This window comes from Butyrivibrio sp. AE3004 (assembly GCF_000703165.1).
Classification (GTDB): domain Bacteria; phylum Bacillota; class Clostridia; order Lachnospirales; family Lachnospiraceae; genus Butyrivibrio.
In genome coordinates this window covers 3,514,080-3,535,152 of the sequence record NZ_JNLQ01000002.1, presented here as the reverse complement: position 1 = coordinate 3,535,152, position 21,073 = coordinate 3,514,080, and the positions used below count along the sequence as shown (strand labels likewise).

At 41.3% G+C, this 21,073-nt stretch carries 19 protein-coding genes; 1 reads left to right on the top strand and 18 read right to left on the bottom strand.

The window, feature by feature from the left end:
* Positions 1-8 precede the first annotated feature (8 nt).
* From BV60_RS0118225 to BV60_RS0118145, 17 genes are all read right to left on the bottom strand, one after another.
* Entirely contained in the window at positions 9-581 is a 573-nt protein-coding gene (locus tag BV60_RS0118225) for a hypothetical protein (RefSeq protein WP_029324017.1), read from the bottom strand.
* A 13-nt stretch (positions 582-594) separates the two neighbouring features.
* On the bottom strand, positions 595-843 hold the full coding sequence (locus BV60_RS0118220) for a hypothetical protein (RefSeq protein ID WP_029324016.1): 249 nt from the start codon (positions 841-843) through the stop codon (positions 595-597).
* A gap of 10 nt (positions 844-853) precedes the next feature.
* Positions 854-1,516, bottom strand: coding sequence for a hypothetical protein (locus BV60_RS0118215; protein ID WP_029324015.1), 663 nt, complete (start codon positions 1,514-1,516; stop codon positions 854-856).
* A 90-nt stretch (positions 1,517-1,606) separates the two neighbouring features.
* Entirely contained in the window at positions 1,607-2,215 is a 609-nt protein-coding gene (locus BV60_RS0118210) for a hypothetical protein (RefSeq protein WP_029324014.1), read from the bottom strand.
* Positions 2,216-2,219: 4 nt separating this feature from the next.
* The gene (pilM, locus tag BV60_RS0118205) at positions 2,220-3,791 is read right to left on the bottom strand and encodes a pilus assembly protein PilM (RefSeq protein WP_029324013.1); all 1,572 of its coding nucleotides are present in this window, start codon (positions 3,789-3,791) and stop codon (positions 2,220-2,222) included.
* Positions 3,792-3,804: 13 nt separating this feature from the next.
* The gene (locus BV60_RS0118200; protein WP_029324012.1) at positions 3,805-4,596 is read right to left on the bottom strand and encodes a prepilin peptidase; all 792 of its coding nucleotides are present in this window, start codon (positions 4,594-4,596) and stop codon (positions 3,805-3,807) included.
* Position 4,597: 1 nt separating this feature from the next.
* The gene (locus BV60_RS0118195) at positions 4,598-5,821 is read right to left on the bottom strand and encodes a type II secretion system F family protein (RefSeq protein ID WP_029324011.1); all 1,224 of its coding nucleotides are present in this window, start codon (positions 5,819-5,821) and stop codon (positions 4,598-4,600) included.
* A 65-nt stretch (positions 5,822-5,886) separates the two neighbouring features.
* Positions 5,887-6,939, bottom strand: coding sequence for a type IV pilus twitching motility protein PilT (locus BV60_RS0118190; RefSeq protein ID WP_029324010.1), 1,053 nt, complete (start codon positions 6,937-6,939; stop codon positions 5,887-5,889).
* A gap of 33 nt (positions 6,940-6,972) precedes the next feature.
* Entirely contained in the window at positions 6,973-8,691 is a 1,719-nt protein-coding gene (locus BV60_RS0118185; RefSeq protein ID WP_029324009.1) for a GspE/PulE family protein, read from the bottom strand.
* Positions 8,692-8,724: 33 nt separating this feature from the next.
* Positions 8,725-9,090 (bottom strand): hypothetical protein, encoded by a 366-nt coding sequence (locus BV60_RS0118180; RefSeq protein ID WP_029324008.1) that lies wholly within the window; start codon positions 9,088-9,090, stop codon positions 8,725-8,727.
* A gap of 182 nt (positions 9,091-9,272) precedes the next feature.
* The gene (locus BV60_RS0118175; RefSeq protein ID WP_029324007.1) at positions 9,273-11,621 is read right to left on the bottom strand and encodes an LTA synthase family protein; all 2,349 of its coding nucleotides are present in this window, start codon (positions 11,619-11,621) and stop codon (positions 9,273-9,275) included.
* 111 nt (positions 11,622-11,732) lie between these two features.
* Complete coding sequence (locus BV60_RS0118170; protein ID WP_051656842.1) at positions 11,733-12,119, bottom strand: type IV pilin protein; 387 nt, start codon at positions 12,117-12,119, stop codon at positions 11,733-11,735.
* 254 nt (positions 12,120-12,373) lie between these two features.
* Complete coding sequence (locus BV60_RS0118165) at positions 12,374-13,672, bottom strand: HEAT repeat domain-containing protein (protein WP_029324005.1); 1,299 nt, start codon at positions 13,670-13,672, stop codon at positions 12,374-12,376.
* Positions 13,673-13,850: 178 nt separating this feature from the next.
* Positions 13,851-15,644 carry a sugar ABC transporter substrate-binding protein gene (locus BV60_RS0118160; RefSeq protein WP_029324004.1) on the bottom strand — a complete coding sequence of 598 codons (1,794 nt, stop codon included), beginning with the start codon at positions 15,642-15,644 and terminating at the stop codon, positions 13,851-13,853.
* A gap of 79 nt (positions 15,645-15,723) precedes the next feature.
* Positions 15,724-15,966 carry a hypothetical protein gene (locus BV60_RS0118155; RefSeq protein ID WP_197029593.1) on the bottom strand — a complete coding sequence of 81 codons (243 nt, stop codon included), beginning with the start codon at positions 15,964-15,966 and terminating at the stop codon, positions 15,724-15,726.
* Positions 15,967-16,007: 41 nt separating this feature from the next.
* A complete protein-coding gene (locus BV60_RS0118150; protein WP_029324002.1) occupies positions 16,008-16,946 on the bottom strand; it encodes a carbohydrate ABC transporter permease in 939 nt (312 codons plus the stop codon).
* A 54-nt stretch (positions 16,947-17,000) separates the two neighbouring features.
* On the bottom strand, positions 17,001-17,909 hold the full coding sequence (locus tag BV60_RS0118145) for an ABC transporter permease subunit (protein WP_029324001.1): 909 nt from the start codon (positions 17,907-17,909) through the stop codon (positions 17,001-17,003).
* A gap of 367 nt (positions 17,910-18,276) precedes the next feature.
* On the opposite strand from BV60_RS0118145, the gene BV60_RS0118140 reads away from it, so the two are divergent.
* A complete protein-coding gene (locus BV60_RS0118140; protein ID WP_029324000.1) occupies positions 18,277-20,277 on the top strand; it encodes a right-handed parallel beta-helix repeat-containing protein in 2,001 nt (666 codons plus the stop codon).
* 295 nt (positions 20,278-20,572) lie between these two features.
* On the opposite strand, the gene BV60_RS0118130 is transcribed toward BV60_RS0118140, so the two are convergent.
* A complete protein-coding gene (locus BV60_RS0118130; protein ID WP_035777317.1) occupies positions 20,573-20,926 on the bottom strand; it encodes an endonuclease domain-containing protein in 354 nt (117 codons plus the stop codon).
* Between the last annotated feature and the right edge of the window lie 147 nt (positions 20,927-21,073).

Sequence of the window (21,073 nt, the reverse complement as noted above, 5' to 3'; positions counted from 1 at the left end):
TTATTTTTTTACTTCACTTTATCAGGTATTTTAATCTCGTACTTGCCTTTAGTAAGTGAATTTCCTTTTTTATCAAGCACTTCAATAGTAAGTTCAAATTTCCAGTTTGGATCAGCTGTCGTCGGCTTTTGCTTTTTGGTAAATGTTGCATTTACCTTAAGTTTCTCAGCATAATCATGTGAGGTTGCACCCTCAAGTCCCACTATCGGGTAATACTTTTTACCTGGGTCCTTAACATTTTGCAAAAAAACAGTATCCTCATCGCAAACTATCTTACAACGTCCACCGATAAGTCCGCTTCCATCTAAAAACGTAATACCATTCGTATCATCTATCTCACTTGCCGTTGTGATCTCAGATCGTACAAAGTCAGATAACGTGGACATTATCATCTGCGCGTGCGCATGATTTGTATAGTCTATATAGTGTGCCGCAGCAAGTCTCATGGATTCTGCAACAAGCTGTGATGCAAGAAGTAAAATCAGCATCGCCAAAAGCATTTCAGCTATGGAAAATCCTTTATTGCCCTGACACCTTATTTTCTTTTTGATTTTTTTAATCAGATTTTTAATAACTATCACTTCCCCAAAATATTCAGTTACCTATAGTAAATGCAGTAACTTCAACTCCATTATCGTATCCGGTGCCTCCTGCCGGATCATCGTAATATACCGATTCTTTCTTTGCGGTGATATCAGCCTTTGTAGCTGCCGCCATTGCTCCCGGAAGCATTGTGAGCGCGAGTGCTGCTATAAGGAGAGCCACCAAAGTTTCCCCCAGTGATTCTCCGGAGCTGTTATTTAGTTTTCTCCTTACTCTGCTCAATTTCTTTATTTCAATCATAATAATAACCTTATGGATTTGTTTGTGCCTTTTTCTTACTTGTTACATACATTCCGCTCTTAGACCAGGAAATATATTTAATATCCTTTGATGTGTATGCTCCAGTACTTGTTTTTGTTCCAAGTGTATCTTCCTTCACTGTCTCGGCAGAACCAGGTATTGTGAGTGTGAGCGGATAATCCGTATCCCCATCCTCTATCCAGACGTCTATCATGATCGTGTATGTTGGATACATGGTTATTTTCCCTTGTAATGTACCGTGTAATTTATTATTTACACCGGTACTTGTAAAGGTAATGTCCTTACTTATTTTGGCGCCGTTTGCTGCAACTGATTCGGCCATGGTTTTAACAGAAGCGCCGATCTTATCGTCCATCCCTTGTATTTTGGGTTCACCGGCAGGAAGCGGCTGCGTTGCGCTTACACCTGCCTCATATCTGTAAGTTGCATCGTCCTTTATACACGCCTTTATGAGGTTCATAGCCTGCGTTGTAGCTGCATATGCTATCTCTTCCTTCTTCTCTGCGTTTGTCCTTTGTACTGTCAGGATTGAAGAATTGACTATAGCCAGAGAGACAAATGAGCAGATGATAAAAATCACCAAAGCCACAACCAGGGATGCCCCACGGGTATTCAGTTTTTTTCTTAATGATTTAATTAAATCTTTAATCATTAAAGTCATACCCCCTCATCCATTTGAATCCTGCAGTCTCATCTTCAAAGATAAGCTTTGTCCTTTCTATTGAAAAAAATTAAATACATCTTACGGCTCAGTAACATCCTTAAGTGAATCCTCCGGAAGCTCCTGGTCCGGAACTCCGTCATGCATGGTCTCGTAGAAGGTTCCCGTCAGTTTAACCGTAACAGCATCGTTATTGATGTTGGTTCCAAGCTGGAAGGGTGTTACCACCATGTCATCAACAAGGCATCTTATTTCACTGCCCTCAAGCTTCTCGATTATTTTCTCTGCTTCGTAAAAATGAGGTACGGTAAATCCCATCTCCCATTCTCTTCTTATGAGGTCGCCTTCTCTTGTGAGCTTTGTGAACCTTACGTTATAATCCATGGTCCTGTTAAGAGTCTCATGGAGGAAATCAAGCTCCTGCTTTCCTGCGTTATAGCTTGGAAGATAACTAAGCTCAGCTTTTTTGCTGGCATTGATCTCATCTGACATTGACTGCATTCTGCTGATCTTGTTCTGAGTCGCGTCAAGCTCTGTTGAAAGTGCATTCTGTTCCTGCTTTGCGGAATCGATTCCCTGCTCAATCGGCGTTGATACAAACAGGTAGTAGGATGCCGCAATGATAACAATAAGCAGTATCAGGAGTAGTATCTTTTCAGTTTTTGTAAAAGCCCTGTTAATAATATTCACGGTATCACTCCTTTTCAGAAGATTTCGTAATCAAATATATCTTTATCTCAGCGTTTACCCCCGACTCAACTTCTTCCGTTTTTTCATCATCCTCTATGGTCTTGGCAGATACTACAGAACAGCTCTCCACCAGTTCCTGTTCCCTAAGCTTTGTTGTCAGCTTACTTACCGAATCAAGGCTGTCACTCTTTAGATCAATAGTCATGACACCTTTGACCAGATCCATGTAAGTAACCTTCATCCCCTCTTTGCCTATAAGATCTACAAGTTCTGAAGCCTCTCTTCTGCTTACTCTTGTTCGCTCCTCCTCACTCATGGTATCCCAGGTGTAATGGAAATACTCATTTTGAAGGTCCTCGGCGCCGCTTAGAGCTGACGTTATTGAAGATACCTGCTCGTGGAGCTGCGCTGCCTTATATCTCTCACTTACCAGCATTCCCAGTCTGTCCAGGAGAGTGAATTTTCCTACCAGACCTATAACTGCTACTATTGCTGCCACTATCCCGAGAACAAGCCAGACATTTGTCTTTTTCTTTTCACCTGCCTTGGCAAGGTTACTGTTTGTTCCAACTCCTACAGCATCGCTTAGAAGAATTCCCACGGAGCCGTAGGTAACATTTATCTCCTGCTCCTGGCTGTACTTTGGATAAAGCTCATCCATGGTCTGAACATTTTTATCTATACGTTCTTTCAGGATTTCTACAAGCGGTTCTGTCATTGCGCCTGTTCCGCAGAGAACCACATCCTTTAGCCTTGAAGTCATATCTGACAACTCATAGAAATTCAGACCTTTAAGTACTTCAATGGAGATATCTTTGTAAGCATTTATGGAAACCGGCAATCTGTCACACTCGTTGTAGTTGTTTCTAAGGTAAGTTACTGCAAGGTGCGTATCAACATTCAGTTCATCTGCTATAGCCTGAATAACATGGTCCTCGCCTATGTCCATCATATGGGACAGTTTGAATTCTCCATTCTTAAAGATCATCATTCTGATAGCACGCCTGCCGATGTCCATGAAGCATCTTTCTTTTTTTATTTCTTCCTCTTCACCTAAGGCTCCTATAAGAGTCTCGTAAACAAGTGTCTCCGGCAATGCTCTTACAAGCTTTAATCCCGCAAGCTTTAGCGTTTCACGTAAACCTGTTATCAGTTCCAGCGGAACCGCATATGCCAGAAGATTTACAGTATTTGATTCCTCTGCGTCCTTATCGTCATTTCTTTTTATATAATCGAATACGTATTGATTAAGCTCTCCCTGAATGAAATCCTTAAACTCGAAGGGAATGTTATAACGGAGCTGATCATCGGCAAGCTTAGGCATTGTAATCTTACGGATGAAAATATCGCTGTCTGCAATAACATAAGCTACGTTTTTGCACTTTAATCCTTTGTCCTTAAGCTGTTCCTTTAAGAAAACCGAAAACAGATTTTGGGACAAAATCCTATTACCTTCAACAATATTTGTCGGTATCTCTTCCCAATAAGATTTACGTACCACCCCGCCTTTCATCATGGTAAGCGCAAGTCTTCCGTGCGATACACTTATTCCTAATATGCCCTGATTACCAGCCATCAGTTCTCCCCTCTCACAACAAACTCAAATACCAGTCTGTTATGGCATCTCCGAAAATAAGTATTACATAAGCTCCTGCTGCAATCGCCGGCCCAAAGGGAAACTCCTCTGATGCCTTCGAGTCAAACTTCTTTCTTAAAAATGCAAATATAAGTCCAAATATGCAGGACAATATTATAAGTTCATAGGAACCTGCAAAACCCAGGTACAATCCAAGAAGTGCAAATAGCTTGATATCACCGCCTCCGAGGCTGTCCTTTTTAAAAATCCTGTCCATAAGAAGACTAATAAGAAGCATACCCGCTCCAAAAATCAGTCCCGTCAGGACTCTGATACCTATGAATTTTATGCTCTGTCCGAAAAATATTACTTCTATTACCGAAAAGCCTGCCCATCCGATAAGTGCTGTTATAAGCAGATTGTCAGGAATCTCAAAGCTTTCAAGATCCACCAGTGCTATCGCAAACAGGCATCCTGTAAGTAACCAGTTTTTGTAAAATGTAATCCAGTCGGTTCCCGTATGTAAAAACAAAACCACCGACAAAAGCATAAAAGTTAGTTCCGCAAGCGGATATCTTACAGATATTTTCTTTCCGCAGTATCTGCATTTCCCGCCGTGTATGGCATAGCTGAAAACCGGTATGAGGTCCGCAGCCGTAAGCTCATGCCCACAGTCCATGCAGTGACTTCTTCCCTTTACAAAATCCTCTTTTCTGACAATCCTCATTGCCATACAGTTTAAAAAGGAACCAAATATCAATCCAAATAAGGATATGCATACGATGTAATAAATTTGTTCTGCCAACTCACATCCCCTGATACATAGTAAACATTGCCATATAAATCGCTATAACTACAAAGCCCGCAATAGCTGCTATAAATATAAGGAGCGCAGGCTCAAGCATTGCTATTGCCTTGGCAACTGCCTGTTCAAGCTCATTGTCGTAGTACTTTGCTATTACGTCCATGGTGTGCTTCATTTCACCTGTCTCTTCACCGACACCTACCATGTCTGTCAGAATATCCGGCATTACATGAGTGTCACGCATGGAGTCTACTACTGTTCTTCCTTCCTCTATTTTTCCGACCATGCCGGCTATCTCTTCCTTGTAAACTTCGTTGGTCATAACCCTTGATGTTATATTTACTGCCTTTGTCATCGGAAGTCCTGAGCCTATCATTGTAGCCATGGTATTTGCAAAAAGACTTGCCGCATTAAGCTCTGCAATATTTCCCAGGATTGGAAGCTTAAGCTGTATTTCGGAAAGCTTTCTTGCACCCTTTGGATTTCTTTTTATCAAAATGAATGCCACTATCAAAACTGCGATGACAAGTACTATTACAAGAATATATTTACTAAAGAAGTTTGATATTCCTATAAGCATCCTTGTAGGCAGAGGAAGCTCTCCTCCGATCTCTTCAAATATAGCCGTAAATGTAGGTACAACCTTTACCATCATGACCATAACAACAACTACAGCTATGAACAAAACGAACATGGGGTAGCTCATTGCGCTTCTAACCTTTGCTCCCATCTTGGTCTGCTTATCAAAGTGCCTGTATATTGAATCAAAAGAACCTGCAAGGTCACCTGCCTCCTCACCAGCACGAAGAGTCTCGCAAAAGGTTGCGGGAAGAAAGCTACCGCCGTGTTCATTAAAAGCTGCCGAAAGAGCACGTCCCGCTTCAACATCCTCAAATACCTTTGTCAGCATATTTTTCAAAGCCTTGTTGGTCGTCTTATCACGAATAAGCTTAACCGCTCTTGAGATAGGTATTCCTGCTGCAAGAATAGTCGCAAACTGGCTGCACATAAGAGTAAATGCTTTGGGATCAAGTTTTTTACCGCCAATATCAGCCCCCAAAAATTCCGAGAACTCTATACTCTTTCCCTTAATCTCTTTGACAGAAAGAACTACATTATACTGTTGTCTGATTTTTGCTGTTGCTTCGAGCTGGTCGATTGCTTCAAGCATTCCGTTGACCTTATCTCCTGAAGCTGTAAGCGCTGTATACTTGTAGTTATTCATAAGCCCCTCATCTAAAAAACTAATTTTCTATACATTTCATTCCCGAATAATTCCGGGCTCTGATCTCAGTTCATATTTCTTGTTACGAAATCCTTGTTAACTGCATAGTGCAGGGCATTTTCTCTTGTGATAAGCCCCTTTCTCACAAGCATACAAATTGACTGATCCATTGTCTGTCCGCCAAGCTCCGCACTTGTCGCAACTGCATTTGCTATCTGAGGTGTATTACCTGTTCTTATAAGATTTCTTATAGCATCGGTAACTATCATGTATTCTGAAGCAAGTGCTCTGCCGCCGCCTTTTTTCTGGATAAGCTGCTGGGTAAGTACCGCCTGCAAAACCATTGAAAGCTGAAGTCTTATCTGCTGCTGAGCTGCCTCAGGGAATACCTGAACCATACGGTCTATGGAATCCGCTGCACTACCTGTATGCAGTGTTCCGAAAACAAGGTGTCCTGTTTCCGCTGCTGTTATGGCCGTCTCGATTGTATCCCTGTCACGCATTTCACCGATGAGGATTACGTTGGGATCTTCTCGAAGTGAAGCCCTAAGTCCCATTGCAAAGCTCTGTGTATCCTTTCCGACTTCTCTCTGGTTTATTGCACAGAGGTCAGGCTTGTACATGTACTCTACAGGATCTTCAAGGGTTACTATGTGCCTTTTATAGTTATGGTTAATGTTATCCAAAATAGCGGCAAGGGTTGTTGATTTACCGGAACCCGTTTCACCTGTTACAAGCACGATTCCTTTATGGAGTTTTGGAAGGTCAAGCACTGCCATGGGAAGTCCAAGCGTTGACAGCTCCGGGATATGCTCTGAAAGTATTCTTAAGGCTAGTGACGGTATTCCCTGCTGTTTGAACAAATGGATACGACATCTGTTATCAGCAAAGGTATCGGCTGCATCAAGCTCGCCAGTTGTCATAAGCTCATCAAAAGCTTTTTCCGACCCTGCAAGCTTTCTTGCAAGGTTTAAGCATTCTTCCTCAGTTACCGGAGTCTCCTCCATGTTTTCAAGCTCGCCGCTTTTTCTGTACTTCGGAGGAAGTCCGCATATGATATGAATATCGGATGCGCCATCTGCCTTTGCCTTTGCTACCAGTTCATCTATCGTCATCATAGTATTGCCCTCATTACCTGCCTTCAGGTCAAATCAGTCGCTTTCGTTGGTTACTCTCATTACTTCATAGGTCGTTGTTATTCCGTCGAGTATAAGTCTTATCCCTGCTTCCTTAAGGGATACAAAGCCTGTTCCCTCTTTTTTCAGGGCTTTTTCAATTTCCGTTCGTCCTGCTCTCTTGTAAATAAGGTCACGAACTTCCGGAGTTACCATCATGATCTCAAATATTCCGATTCGTCCGGAATACCCTGTATTGAAACAGTGCTGACAGCCTTTTCCGAATTTGAACTTCGTGCCGGGTTCAATCTTTATTCCAAGTTTTTCAAGCTCATCTCTTTGCGGCTCGTATTCCTCAGCACAATAAGGACATACTCGTCTTACCAGTCTCTGTGATATAACTCCCCTCAGGGTAGCCGATATCAGATAAGGTTCAACGCCGATGTCCTCCAATCTGTCTATTGCACCTACCGCATCATTGGTGTGGATGGTGCTCATAACAAAACGTCCCGTAAGAGCTGCTCTGAGGCATATCTCTGCAGTTTCACCGTCACGGATCTCACCTACGGAGACAATGTCAGGGTCCTGACGAAGTATTGCTCTTAGGCCGTTTGCAAAGGTCATATTTGTTTTGGGATTAACCTGCACCTGATTAAGTCCATCAAGGTTATACTCGATAGGATCTTCAAGGGTTACAAGGTTAACGTCTCTGGTATTAAGCTCATTAAGCATTGCATACATGGTTGTTGTCTTACCTGAACCGGTAGGTCCAACAAGCAGCATTACGCCGTTTTTATAGTGTATGAGCTTTTCATACTTAGCCATATCATCAGGGTTAAGCCCAAGCATTTCTTTATCAATGTTTGTGTTGGATTTATCAAGAAGACGGCACACGATTTTTTCACCCCACGCAATCGGAAGCGTGGAGACACGCATATCAATGCTTGTGCCAAGAACACTTACAGCAAATCTGCCGTCCTGTGGAATTCTTTTTTCTGCAACGTCCATTCCGGACATGGTTTTAACACGGGCGATAACTGCAGCAGTTACGTCCTTCGGAACTTTTAATATATCTCTTAGCACACCGTCAATACGCATGCGGACATCCATGTCATGCTCTCTTGGCTCAAAATGGATATCTGATGCATGCTCTGAAACAGCACGCTCTATGATCGAGTTTACCAAACGGATAGTGGGCGCACCCTCACTGTCTCCGCTGATTGAATTGGATGTGATTACAAAGTCGAAATTTGAAAGCGACTGTTCAGCTTCTGTTCCATGACTTCCAAGTTCTCTCTTGTAATCGGCAATAGCCTTCTTGGCATTTTCATTACCGTACAGGGTATTTATCGCTCTCTCAACCGCAACATGCGTCGCAATAAGAGGCACAATCTTTAGATTTGCCGCCTTTCGCACTTCATCGAGAGCGTAGTAATTCAAGGGGTCATCCATTGCTACATAAAGAGTGTCCCCCTGTTTTTGTACCGGAACAAGATGATTTTGCTTTGCAGTATTTCTCTGCACAAGCTTCGCCATTTCCTGCGGAATGCTCACCTTACCCAGGTCTATGTAGTCTACCTCCAGCTGAACTGCCAGAGTCTGTGCCATGTTCTCCGGAGTTACTATTTTGTTGTTGATCAGAACTTCACCGAGCTTCTCATGAGTCTGCTTCTGCATATCCAGTGCAAACTGAAGCTCTTTCTCATTAATTAGGCCTCGCTCAATAAGCAGGTCACCTATCCTCTTCTTTGGCATATTTCCCCCTGATAAAATGTCAAACTTAAGTAATTACGGTGCCACCCATTTAGAAGAGATGCTATGGTCTTCTTCAAATGTTATTAACAGATATTTCCCCTGATGCTCCTTAGAATTCCCATAGGGTTTAACTGTCTGCTTAGCTTTTGCCGGTTCTATGAACTTTTTTGTTTCAATGTCAAATACCGCCACAGTGTCGTATAAGGAATCATCCTGCAGATAATTGACCTGTGCTTCACGTTCTGCCGAAGCAACTATCGTCTCATCCATATCCTCAAATTTTTTTTCGGCCTGAATACGGATAATCCTTATAGCAATTATCGCTACCAGCACAAATGCAATTAGTGCGAACAAAGCCACTGTACGGGCTATTCCTCTGCTATCCTTTATCTTGTCCATAGGTCATATCCTGTGTGCGATAAATAACGAAAAAGTGAATATATTTATTAGATTATTATATCACTTTTTATGGTTGTGTATCAATGTACACAAACTCTTTTCCTAATATGTTCAGTCCACATTTTATATTCCGTATAAATGAGAATATCGGATAAAAATTGTTTTTCTCTGGCACCAGTAGGTCATTGCGCCATATTCTTAACTTCAAACCAGGCAGGATCAATCTCATCAAAAAGATTAGCATATTGAATATACTGATATTTCTGAATTAATGGATCATCCAAAATTTCGGCTACGCCTGTATAAATATTTCCGTTTTTGTCCATTACTCCCTGCGAAGAAATAATCGGATATTCTTCATGTAGTTCTTCAAGCATCTGTACATAAGGCGGAAGAGGAAAATTCCCACGATCCAGTATCAACCATGGTAGGTAATTTGCACTTATTTGCACATCATGTTTTTCCTCTGTATCATAGTTTGTCCAAATAAAGAATTTAGACTTATATTGATCAAGTTGAGATTCCATCCCTGTATATAATTCATCAATTGCTACCCAAGGAAGTCCCGGTTGATGATCGCCAAAGAAGATAATCATCGTCGGCTCACTGCTATTTTTATATGTTTCCACTAGCTGTTTTACAGATTCATCGGATGCTTTTATAAGTGACAAATATACCTGCGTATCAACATAAAGATTACTTCCGTTCTCAGCTACTGTTTCTGCCTTATCAACATCAAGCCATCTTTCATACCCCGAATGATTTTGCATAGTAACATCAAATAAAAATCTAGGTTCTGTACTCTTTTCACTATCAACAGCTTCAATATAACTGTAATCTGTTATATCTGCAGGAAGGTCATGCAGATATTTAACTTCTCCAAATGACTTGAAATCCGAAATGCTATGAAATAAATCAAATCCCAAATTTGGGTATACCATATTTCTGTTCCAGTTATTTGCTTCATTTGGGTGAAAAGCTTCTGTATCATATCCAATACTTTTAAAATATGACGCCAAAGAAAACATTGTATCTGTTACATTTTCCGTATATGGATATGCACCTACTCCAAGAAATGCCAGTGTATTTCCAGTTAATGCTTCAAACTCGGTATTACATGTACCTCCACCAAAAACGCCTACAGAAAGATTTCCTTCTATAGTGTTCTCTTTAAGGCTATCAATAAATGGCATAACATCAATATTATTATCCATCCCCACAGTTCGTAGGTCAGAAAAAGCCTCATTCATAACCATAATAATGTTAGTAGGCCTAACATCATTTTCATCAACTTTTTTCTCATTATTATATTCTGAAAGGTACTGATTTACTTTTTCTCTTGAATACCCTTCAGGTTTTTTTACTTTTGAATTAATTGCACTCTTAAGATATGTTGTAACCATACCTTCTTCATGAAAGCTCTTCAGTAATACAACATCCCATGCGAAAGAATTGAGATTTTTAAAAACTTTTGTATTAATGCCTATCAGCATTAATAATATTGCTATACCCGCTGTAATAATCCTTCTGACAAATCTTCGTTTCGCTCCCTCTTCTTGGTCTTGTGATTCATTTTTCTTCCATACATAAATCAATAGTAAAATATACAGAATAACTACAGCAATCCCCAATATCATCTTCCAAGTAGGAATAAAGGTATAACCTCCCATTACCTCTTTGGCTGTACCAATTGCTTTAAGATCCGCAGGCATTATAGGTTTATTCCGAAGGGTAATTACAAAATAATTAGCAATATACCAGCAAGTCGTAAAAATCATTGTAAGCACAGTACCAAGAAAGGGCAATGTTATAGCATTCAATAACAAACTGATTGAAAATAAGAAAAGCCAATTAAGAAGAAAATTATTATAGGATACGTAAGGGAGACTTCCACAAAAAAAGATACCTGCAAGTAACGTTACTGAAATACAAGTTGCATGCATTACAAACAGCTGACCATGATAAAACCGTTCAAATATCATCGTAAACAAAAATGCAAATAATATAGAAAGTAGCACGATACAAGATAAATAAACAGTCCAAAACCATATTGGGATAAAAGGAAGCGAAAGAGATATAGTAGCCCCAACGTCAGGATCTTTTACATCTACATGCAATATCCCTTCATGAGAATTCATAATAGCTTTCTTTCCCTCAACACTTTCCCCATCAGCCAAAATATCTGTCGGATTAAAATGTCCCAGATGTATTCCCTTAATATACGAATCCACTCCTGTTACTTCAAATTCCGAGACATCAGAAACAACTAAGTATATAGTTTCAACATCGTAATGATATCCCTTAATTGTAGCCTTCTTCAATTCGCTTCCGAAATAGAAAACCACTTTATAAAAAGCAGCTATTCCTGAATCAGGACAAATATAGCTTTGACAAATGCCTTCACCTTGCACGTTGTCAGTATGCAATATAACATCATAATGTAACGGACAATAGCCAAAAAAAATCAAAACAAACATAAGTGGTAATGTAGTAGCAAGTGCTATTAACATATTCTTTAACTTAATACTCATCTGTTTATCTCCAGATAATAAGAAATATAAAAGCGCCACCTGTACAGCATACATTGGCAGCGCTTTTCATGCCTATTTTTCAAAATAGATGATTATTATATTTTTAAAAAATTAGTTAACAGTGACTGTACCTCCTGAACTAATTGCTACTTTATACTTATTCGGTTTAATCTTCGCAGCAAAGCTTACTTTACCCTCTGTTCCGTTAATTTGGGTAGTAATAGCTCCAGCCGGGCCTTGCCAACTTGCCTGTGTCTGATTTGCAGTAACACTCATACTTTTTCCAGAACCATTACCTGTCAAATATTGTGCCATTACTTCAGCATATGCTGCACGAACATTAGCCAAATCAGTTGCCTCTCGGCTCTTCTCCAGCTGAGTACTAAAAATTGGAATCGCAATTGCAACCAGCACGGCTATAATAGCAACTACAATCAGGAGCTCAGCTAATGTAAATCCTTTTTTTTCTGTTAATCTCGCCCTCATTTTCTTAATCATATTTCATATCTCCTTTTCTTTTGCTTGAAAACCACAATGAAATTATGCTTATAAGTTTATGCTATATCAAATATCGGAATAATTCAAGAAATCTTTAGCTATTTTTTCTAAAAATCCTATTAATTTATATTATTATTATGCAATTCAGCTATTTTAAAGCAAAATTAAGGTCAATATATAATAATACGTGCAAAATCTCCCGATATTCAAACACTTCAAAAAGTTTAGTGAAATTTCTAAAATTTTTATAAATACTACAAGTCTTCCTCATGCTTTAGAAGTGCAACGCAGGCCTTATATCTCATTCTGAAGCCATGGGATAATGAGATACGATGAAGGGCTTCTTCTGTCATATTTGGATTTTTAACTATAAGCCTTGCAACTCTCCAGTCATCATCATCCTTCATTTTCATAAGGGCTTCTATGGGAGCCTTTGGATTATTTGCTACATTCTCACGAACAATCCACTCATCATCTTCTGCAAGGCGTATGAGCACATCATCAGGAGTGCTCACGTTACTGGCAACAGCTTTTCTAACATATCGGTCTCTGTCATTTGAAAGGAATTCAAGGACAGCAGCAGGTGAACTGGGATTAGTGGCAACACCTTCGCAGACGCGCCAGTCATCATCTTTTGAAAGCCTTGTAAGGACTGTTTCAGGTGTATTCTTATTTCTTGCAACTGCTTTTCTTACGTATGCATCTCCGTCATCTGACAGCTTTCTTAAGATGTCCTCGGAGGAATTCTTGTTTCTCGCAACTCCGGAGCGCACGGACTGCTTCTGATCATTTGCAAGAACATTCAGGATTTCAACTGTAGAACTTTCATTTCTTGCAACACCTTCTCTTACTACGATCTCTCCGTCATTTATAAGTCCCTGAAGCGCAGCTATTGGTGTATTAGGATTCCTTGATGTCTTGTCCCTTACTACTGTTCTCCTGTCTCCTGCGAGCTTTGTCAATGTCTGCTCGGAAGTATTTTTATTTTCAGCTACGGCAGCCCTTACGTTTCTATCGATATCATCTGAAAGGACAGTTAAGATATCAGCGCTTGTACTATTATTTTCCGCAACCGCAAGACGAACGATTTCCTCTTTATCATTTGCAAAATGCTCCAGGATGCCGTGTTCGGTATGTGCGTTTAAAGCAACGCCACTTCTTACGATCTTGCTCTCCTCTTTTGAAAGTCCCGCAAGTACAGCCTCGGGAGCGTGAGGATTGTGAGCAACCCTGTATCTTATGACATCACTGCTATCCTTTGACAGCTTTAAAAGCGCATCATCAGGTGTATTATTGTTTTCAGCAACGCCCCATCTTACTGCATCATTTTCATCAGCTGAGAGTATCTTTAACAATTCAGGAGATGCTTTTGGATGTACAGATATGCCTCTAAGAACTCTCATGTCCGCCTTATTTGCGTCATACAACATATCAAGAATAAGTGACGGCGTATCCGGATCCTTTAATATATCTTCATTAATCAAGTCCCAGTCAGCAAATTGGTATTCATATAAATACGCCTCAATCAAATCATTTTTTAGTTTATCTTTCATAGTCTGTCTTCTCCGTAAGCATTTTATTTTCATATATCAAAAGATAACTCTATATATAAATTATACCACGAATTGTCAAAATTATACCAATTTATAAACGCAAACATGTAAAGCAAAAGAAAAGGGCGCCGCCCGGATGATCAATCATCCGAAGCGATGCCCCATTTTTTAAGCTATATTACTGAGCCGCTTTTCTTGCATCAAGCATAGGCTGATACTTCTCTGTATCGAATGCTACGAGATCCTGGAAGCCAAGGCCTTCAAGCTGAGTTGTCATTTCATCCCACTGAGCATCGAAGTCTGCATCATCCTTAGCAAATACCATTCTCCATGAAGAATCCTTTATAACATCGCCGCACTGCTTACGGATAAGGCTGATGTCTGTAGAATCGATTGCAAGTGCGATGTTGATTGAAGGAACAACTGTCATCATGTTGTTCTTCTTGAGGTATTCAACGTCATCAGCTGCACCAAACTTCTCGGACCATTCCTTTGTTGTCTTTGTCTGGTTCATCTCGATTGTTGTTGACCACATATCTGAAGCATAAGGCTCACCTGTCTCAGGGTTAACATCACATGATGCTACGATCCACTGGTTGATCTGGTTGTTACCATCATTCCAGTTACCGCCGCCCATTTCCTCAGGAACGAGAACTTCTGCAGAGAATCTGTTAAGTCCATCCTCTGTAAGTGTGTACTTGCCATCTTCGATTGTGTATGTAAGGCCTTCTGTACCTGCATGCTGGATCTGAACACCCTCAGGTGAAGCATACCAGTCAAGGAACTCCATAAGTCTGTCAAAGTTTGCGTCGTCAACCTGTGAACCTACGCAAAGAACACGGCCATCACCATAGTAGGTGTCTGATGCCTGGTAAAGGTTTGTATCAGCTACAGGAATCTCAACATAGTTGGTTCCCTCTTCTCCCTTAGCAGGGCTGTTCCAGAAGCCATACTGCCAGCTGTACCAGTAGAGGTAAACTCTCTTATCCTGCATCTTGGAAACGATTGAGTTCCAGTCCTGAGTTGCAGAGTCGGGATCAACAAGTCCCATCTGGTTAGCTTTGTAGAAGAACTTAAGCATCTTGTAGTAAGCGCCATCCTTATCTGTGATAGGAGCGATTGAGTTGTCTGTGCCGATAAGTACGGAGCCGTTAACTTCCTGGCCATACCACTTTGTAACCTGAGCTACGTTCTCCATGTACTGTGAATCCCAATCCTTCCACATGCTGATAGCATATGCGGGATCACCGTTTTCGTTTGTAGGATGTGCATCCTGGATAGCCTTAAGGCAATCAAGAAGGTCATCAACATTCTTAAGCTCGGGAGCACCAACTTCGTTGTACATATCCCATCCCATACGAGGATAAGAATAAACGTGGAGCTGCTTGTAATCTGTAGGTCCGTTGTTGTTCATTTCAAGCGGTATGCAATAGATCTTGGAGCCGTCACCGATCTGTGAGTTGAACTCTTTGATCTGCTTTTCATACTTCATAAGGTTAGGATACTTTGAAAGTGCATCTGTAAGGTCATGAATAAGTCCTGACTCTACGCACTCTGCAGCATCGGCATTATCAAGGATGATAAGATCACCGAGTGCGCCTGCTGCACATCTTGTCTGATAAAGAGCTGCGCCATCGCCTGATACCTGAGGAGCGATGATGTTAAGGTCCATGTTGAACTTGTCCTTAACGATCTTGCCATACCATCCGGGCTGAATACCCTGGAAGTTAGCTGCTACGTTGTAGAAATCCACAGTATAGGTCTCGTCGTGGTTTGCTGCGGGAGCTGCCTCTGCTGAATCACTGCTCTCAGTAGCATCTGTGCTCTCAGACGCCTCAGTGGATTCTGTTTTTGTCTCCGTACTGCCACCATCTGTGGTTGTGCTCTCTGCACTTCCCCCGCCACATCCGGCAAGCATACTTACTGTAAGCATTGCAGTAAGTGCCAGAGATGAAAGTTTTTTGAGTTTCATTTTCATTCCTCCTTTTTTCCATACATATATCTCAACCCTTTAGCCGGGTAAGATTTTTTTATTATTCCAAACATATATCTCAACCCTTTAGCCGGGTAAGATTTTTTATTATTCCAAACATATATCTCAACCCTAAAGCTGGTTGAGATTTTTTAATACTTCCAATTAAAGCCTTCCCCTTAGAAAGTGACAGCCTTGAACATTCAACGCCTTCCCCCTCCCAGGGGGAAGGTGGCAGCGCAGCTGCCGGATGAGGGTCCTGGAAGTTCCTCTCTGGGATTCTCACTAGGCTCGTGAAAAACCTCGCCAAGTGTTCACCCATGGCTCGCACTAAGCTCAAAAGGACTTCGCTAAGTGCTCTGCTCAACCTTTTACCGCCCCGATCATAATTCCCTTTACAAAGTACTTCTGGAAGATGGGGTAAACGAGCATGATCGGAAGTACTACGATAACTGTTATTGTCATACGTACACTTGTGGTTGTCTGAGCTGTAGCTGCCGCAGCTGCAAGTGATGCCGTACTTGAGGTACTCTGTGCAAGTGATGCAAGTGAGCTTGCCTGATTCAGATACTGATAAAGCACGAACTGCAAAGGATAAAGCTTTGTATCAGTCATGAGAAGCAAGGTATCCTGGAATGCGTTCCACTGGCTGACAGCTGAGAAAATAGCAACTGTTGCCATGATAGGCTTGATTACCGGGATGATAACTCTGAAGAATACTGTAAGTACTCCTGCACCATCCATTTCAGCTGCTTCCTGAAGCTCCTTCGGAACCGATTCAACGAAGGTCTTTGTCAGGATCAGGTTGAAGGGTGAAACGATAGCGGGAAGTATGTACCCCCAGAAGTTGTTTGTAAGGTGCATGGATTTCATAACCAGGTACCAGGGAATAATTCCTGCGTTGAAGTACATGGTTGCAACCACTACTCTGTACCAGAACTTTCTCTTCCACATTTTTTCCTGAGTAAACATGAATCCAAGAAAAGCGGATGCAAAAACCGTAAGCGCTGTTCCGAGAATTGTTCTCATAAGAGAAATCTTGAATGCCTGAGGAAGTCCCTCAATCCTGAATGCGGAAATATAGTTGTGGAAATGTATATTCTGCGGAAGGAAAAGGATATCTCCTCTTGCGCTTATATCATTTGCACTAATAGTGTTTATTATGATGTAGTAGAACGGATACAGGCACAGGAACGCTGCTATTGTAAAGATTATGTAGCAGACAATTTCCACAGCTCTGTCACCGGCACTTACATGCATCTTGGTCTTTTTATTTGCCTTAGTGTTGTTTGAACCTGTCATAGTATTCACCGTATCTGTCATAGAATGTGTTATAGCCATTGTCTCTACCTCCCTTTACAGAATGCTCTCGCCGCGAATTGACTTGGAGGCTCTGTTAACTACAAATAGAAGAACAAGGCTGACAAGGCTCTTCAGCATACTGATCGCAACAGATACAGAGTAACCGCCGCTACCCATAGCCATGTTGTAAACGTACAGGTCAAGTACCTGAATATAATCCTTATTAAATGCGTTCTGGAATACGTAATACTGTTCCATACCATTATTAAGGAAGTTAGCAACATTAAGTACAAGAAGAACAAAGTAGGTAGGAAGAAGGCTGGGAATTGTTATATGCCATATAACCTGCATTCTTGTTGCTCCGTCAACTCTCGCTGCCTGAATAAGCTCATCATCGATACTGGAAATTGCAGCTATGTACATGATTGCTGCCCATCCGAGGTTTTTCCAGGTAAGCCATAACCACTGTGTGAACCATACATGTGAAGATGACTGAAGGAAAAGAATAGGTGTGCTTATAAGTCCTGCTTTTGTAAGGAGGGAGTTCATCATACCTGTGCTGTTGAACAGCGAGAATGCTATTGAATAAACCATAACCCAGCTTACGAAGTTCGGCAGTGTTGTTACTGTCTGCACGAATTTTCTGAACTTTACTCCCTTTATCTCATTGAGAAATACCGCAAAGAGCATAGGCAGCCAGCTCGTTCCGAGTGTAAGTCCGCTCATTGCAAATGTGTTTTTAAGTACCTGGATAAGCTGCTTGATCTTAACATCGCTGCTGACAAGTGACGCAAACCATTTGAAACCTACAAATGCACTGTTCGCCAGTGTTTTCGGTGGTTTGTAATCATAGAACGCATACATCCATCCATAAAGCGGGTAATAGCTAAACAGCAGCACCAGCACTATAAACGGAAGCACCAATAGGAAAAGTTGAAACGAATAAGCTTTTTTCTTTGTCAAGTTGCACCTCCTCTATAAACGCAAATCTATATCAGATTAAATATTGTCGGATATCCGTTTTTGTAATGTCGTGCAAAATACGCACGACAACAAAAAAGGCTCCCAGTCCATCTGTTGTGAGAGATGAACAAAATTTATTACGTTTTAATAATAGGCTTTATGCAATCTGATGGTCTATGCACATATTGTCATTTTGTATATAATTATTGCTTTTCCGTTTATTATTTTATGCATATTATTGACATACTGATTTTATGCGCTTAATATATACCATAATTTGTACGTTTTGCAGTATAAATTATGGTATTTTTGGCAATTGTGCCAGATTTGTATAGTCCACTTTTAATAGTTTTGGAGGGAGAAAGATATGATTTATTATGTAGACTCAAATGCCTTCCGTGATGGCGACGGCAGTATAAATGCGCCTTTTAAAAACATAAATGACGCAGCAAAGATTGCTCTTCCCGGAGATGAGGTTATCGTTAAGCCCGGTGTATACCGCGAGCGTGTTGTTCCTGTAAATTCGGGAACAGAATGCGCAAGAATTACATATCGTTCCGAGAAACCGCTTGAAGCTGTAATTACCGGCGCAGAGCTTTTAACAAACTGGAAAAAGGAAAAGAATAACGTTTGGAGCGCAAGAATCAACAACGCAATATTCGGTGATTTTAATCCCTATAAAGAGAGAGTATACGGCGACTGGTATTTTTCACCAAAGATCCGTCATACAGGTGCTGTTTTCATAAATGACCTTATGATGTACGAAACCGACTCTCTTGAAGAATGTGAAAAGGGTGAGCCGGATCCCTTTGCATGGCATCCTAAGGAAGCAAAGTATCTGTGGTACACAGAGCAGGATGGTGACGAAACTGTTATCTATGCCAACTTCCATAAGCTCGATCCCAATAAGGAAAAGACTGAGATCAGTGTCAGAAGGAACTGCTTTATGCCTGACAAAAACGGCGTTGATTATATTACGGTAAGCGGTTTTGATATCAACAAAGCTGCAACTACCTGGGCTCCGCCTGCTGCCTATCAGGACGGTATGATCGGTCCTCACTGGAGTAAAGGCTGGATCATCGAGGATTGCGAAATCTCCAACAGCAGATGCTGCGGTATTTCCCTCGGCAAATACCTTGATCCCGAAAACGATATGTACTTTACAAAACATCATGTAAAGAGTCCTACCCAGATGGAGCGCGACGCTGTTTGCCGCGGTCAGTACCACGGCTGGTTAAAGGAGAACATCGGTCATCATCTTATAAGAAGATGTAATATCCATCACTGCGAGCAGACAGGTATCGTCGGCAGAATGGGCGGTGTTTTCTCTACCATTGAGGACTGCCACATTCATCATATTTGTAATTCACAGCAGCTTGGCGGCGCTGAGACTGCAGGCATCAAGCTCCATGCAGCTATCGACGTAACCATAAGAAGAAATCACATCCACAACTGCATCATGGGTGTATGGCTTGACTGGCAGGCTCAAGGCGCAAGAGTTTCTCAGAACTTCATGCATGACAACTGCAGACCTGATGGTATAGAGCAAGCTCCCGGTGCCATGTTCAACACTGATGTTTTCGTTGAAGTCGGACACGGTCCTACCCTTATCGACAACAACCTGCTGCTCTCACCTGTATCAATAACAATTCCCAGTGAAGGTATTGCTGTTATCCACAACCTTATACTCGGAAGCTTCAGCCTCATAAACTCCGGCGTAGACAGCGTTATTAACGGACAAAGAGAGCCCAGATACACTCCTTATCACATCCGTCACCGCACCGAGGTTGCAGGCTTTATGACAATCCTTCACGGTGACGACAGAATTTACAACAACGTCTTTGCACAAAAATTCGAGATTAAAAACAAAGAAAAAACTGCGCAGGATGCGGATTATGAGGTTGTAGGAACAGCTCCATTTGATATCTTCCCTACCTACGAAGAGTGGTCAGACCAGTTCGATTTCAATAAGAACCCGGATATGGGCAAACTTGCCGAGGCACACTTTGGTCATCTTCCCGTATGGATTGACGGCAACGCATATTTTGGCGGTGCAACTGTTTACAAAAAGGAAGAAAACAAGCTGATCGATACCAAGACCAAGGTTTCTCTTTCCGTAAAGGAAAAGGATGGCAGCTGGTTCATTAAGACAAACCTGTTCGAAAAACTATCTGATTTTACCTGCAACATCCTTAGTACGGAATCTCTCGGAAAAGCCTTTGAGCCCGAACAATATTTTGAGAATCCTGATGGAACTCCCATCACCTTCGACAAGGATTACTTCGGAGCCCACAGAGCTCCCGCACCCATCCCCGGCCCCTTCCTTGCAGGAATCTCTGACAAAGAAGTACTCGTATACAAAGATTGATTTATTCAAAGCCTTCCCCCTTCCAGGGGGAAGATGGCAGCGTTCAACATCCAAAGCCTTCCCCCTTCTAGGGGGGGGGGAAGATGGCAGCGTTCAACATCCAAAGCCTTCCCCCTTCTAGGGGGAAGGTGGCAGCGCAGCTGCCGGATGAGGGTATTACAACTACCGTTTGAAGGTAAAAGAGGCTACAGCACTAAGAATTACCAATCTTTAGTGCTATAGCCTCTTATCTCTTACTTATCTCTTATTTTTTTCTTATTATTTATCTCTTATTATTTATCTCTTATCTTTTCCCTTATTCAATTATCCCCAAATGTCTTGCTATATCTTCACATACAGCATCCCAGTGCATATTTATCTCATAATTTGAATATCTCAGAACCATTATCCCCTTTTCCTGAAGGTACTTATCCCTCTCACTATCACTCTCTTTCCCCTCTTTGGAATAATGTTGAGATCCATCCAATTCTATAGCAACCTTCTTACTGGCACAGTAAAAATCAAGAATATAATTACCAACAATCTTTTGGCGTTTTATAGTAATGTTCAGCCCTTTAAGAAAGTCATACCACAAATGTCTCTCTTCTTTTGTCATTTCTTTGCGTAAGATCTGTGAATTTTTCTTTAATGGATTGGTACTTCTAGACATAGAAAGCTTTCTAATTTTTTTAATAAAACAGTTTTTTTGCAGCTATACTTAATAAAGAATAACAGTCTTAAATTATGCTGTTATTTTTTTATTAAGCAGGCAGACATTGTTAAATAGGCAATCCCTCATCCGGCGCTTCGCGCCACC

What these genes read in the sequence shown, in the direction of transcription:
- BV60_RS0118220 (WP_029324016.1), bottom strand. Translation starts at nt 843, where the DNA reads ATGATTGAAATAAAGAAATTGAGCAGAGTAAGGAGAAAACTAAATAAC.
- BV60_RS0118215 (WP_029324015.1), bottom strand. Translation starts at nt 1,516, where the DNA reads ATGATTAAAGATTTAATTAAATCATTAAGAAAAAAACTGAATACCCGT.
- pilM (WP_029324013.1), bottom strand. Translation starts at nt 3,791, where the DNA reads ATGGCTGGTAATCAGGGCATATTAGGAATAAGTGTATCGCACGGAAGA.
- BV60_RS0118195 (WP_029324011.1), bottom strand. Translation starts at nt 5,821, where the DNA reads ATGAATAACTACAAGTATACAGCGCTTACAGCTTCAGGAGATAAGGTC.
- BV60_RS0118190 (WP_029324010.1), bottom strand. Translation starts at nt 6,939, where the DNA reads ATGATGACGATAGATGAACTGGTAGCAAAGGCAAAGGCAGATGGCGCA.
- BV60_RS0118185 (WP_029324009.1), bottom strand. Translation starts at nt 8,691, where the DNA reads ATGCCAAAGAAGAGGATAGGTGACCTGCTTATTGAGCGAGGCCTAATT.
- BV60_RS0118180 (WP_029324008.1), bottom strand. Translation starts at nt 9,090, where the DNA reads ATGGACAAGATAAAGGATAGCAGAGGAATAGCCCGTACAGTGGCTTTG.
- BV60_RS0118175 (WP_029324007.1), bottom strand. Translation starts at nt 11,621, where the DNA reads ATGAGTATTAAGTTAAAGAATATGTTAATAGCACTTGCTACTACATTA.
- BV60_RS0118170 (WP_051656842.1), bottom strand. Translation starts at nt 12,119, where the DNA reads ATGATTAAGAAAATGAGGGCGAGATTAACAGAAAAAAAAGGATTTACA.
- BV60_RS0118165 (WP_029324005.1), bottom strand. Translation starts at nt 13,672, where the DNA reads ATGAAAGATAAACTAAAAAATGATTTGATTGAGGCGTATTTATATGAA.
- BV60_RS0118160 (WP_029324004.1), bottom strand. Translation starts at nt 15,644, where the DNA reads ATGAAACTCAAAAAACTTTCATCTCTGGCACTTACTGCAATGCTTACA.
- BV60_RS0118155 (WP_197029593.1), bottom strand. Translation starts at nt 15,966, where the DNA reads ATGGGTGAACACTTGGCGAGGTTTTTCACGAGCCTAGTGAGAATCCCA.
- BV60_RS0118150 (WP_029324002.1), bottom strand. Translation starts at nt 16,946, where the DNA reads ATGACAGGTTCAAACAACACTAAGGCAAATAAAAAGACCAAGATGCAT.
- BV60_RS0118140 (WP_029324000.1), top strand. Translation starts at nt 18,277, where the DNA reads ATGATTTATTATGTAGACTCAAATGCCTTCCGTGATGGCGACGGCAGT.
- BV60_RS0118130 (WP_035777317.1), bottom strand. Translation starts at nt 20,926, where the DNA reads ATGTCTAGAAGTACCAATCCATTAAAGAAAAATTCACAGATCTTACGC.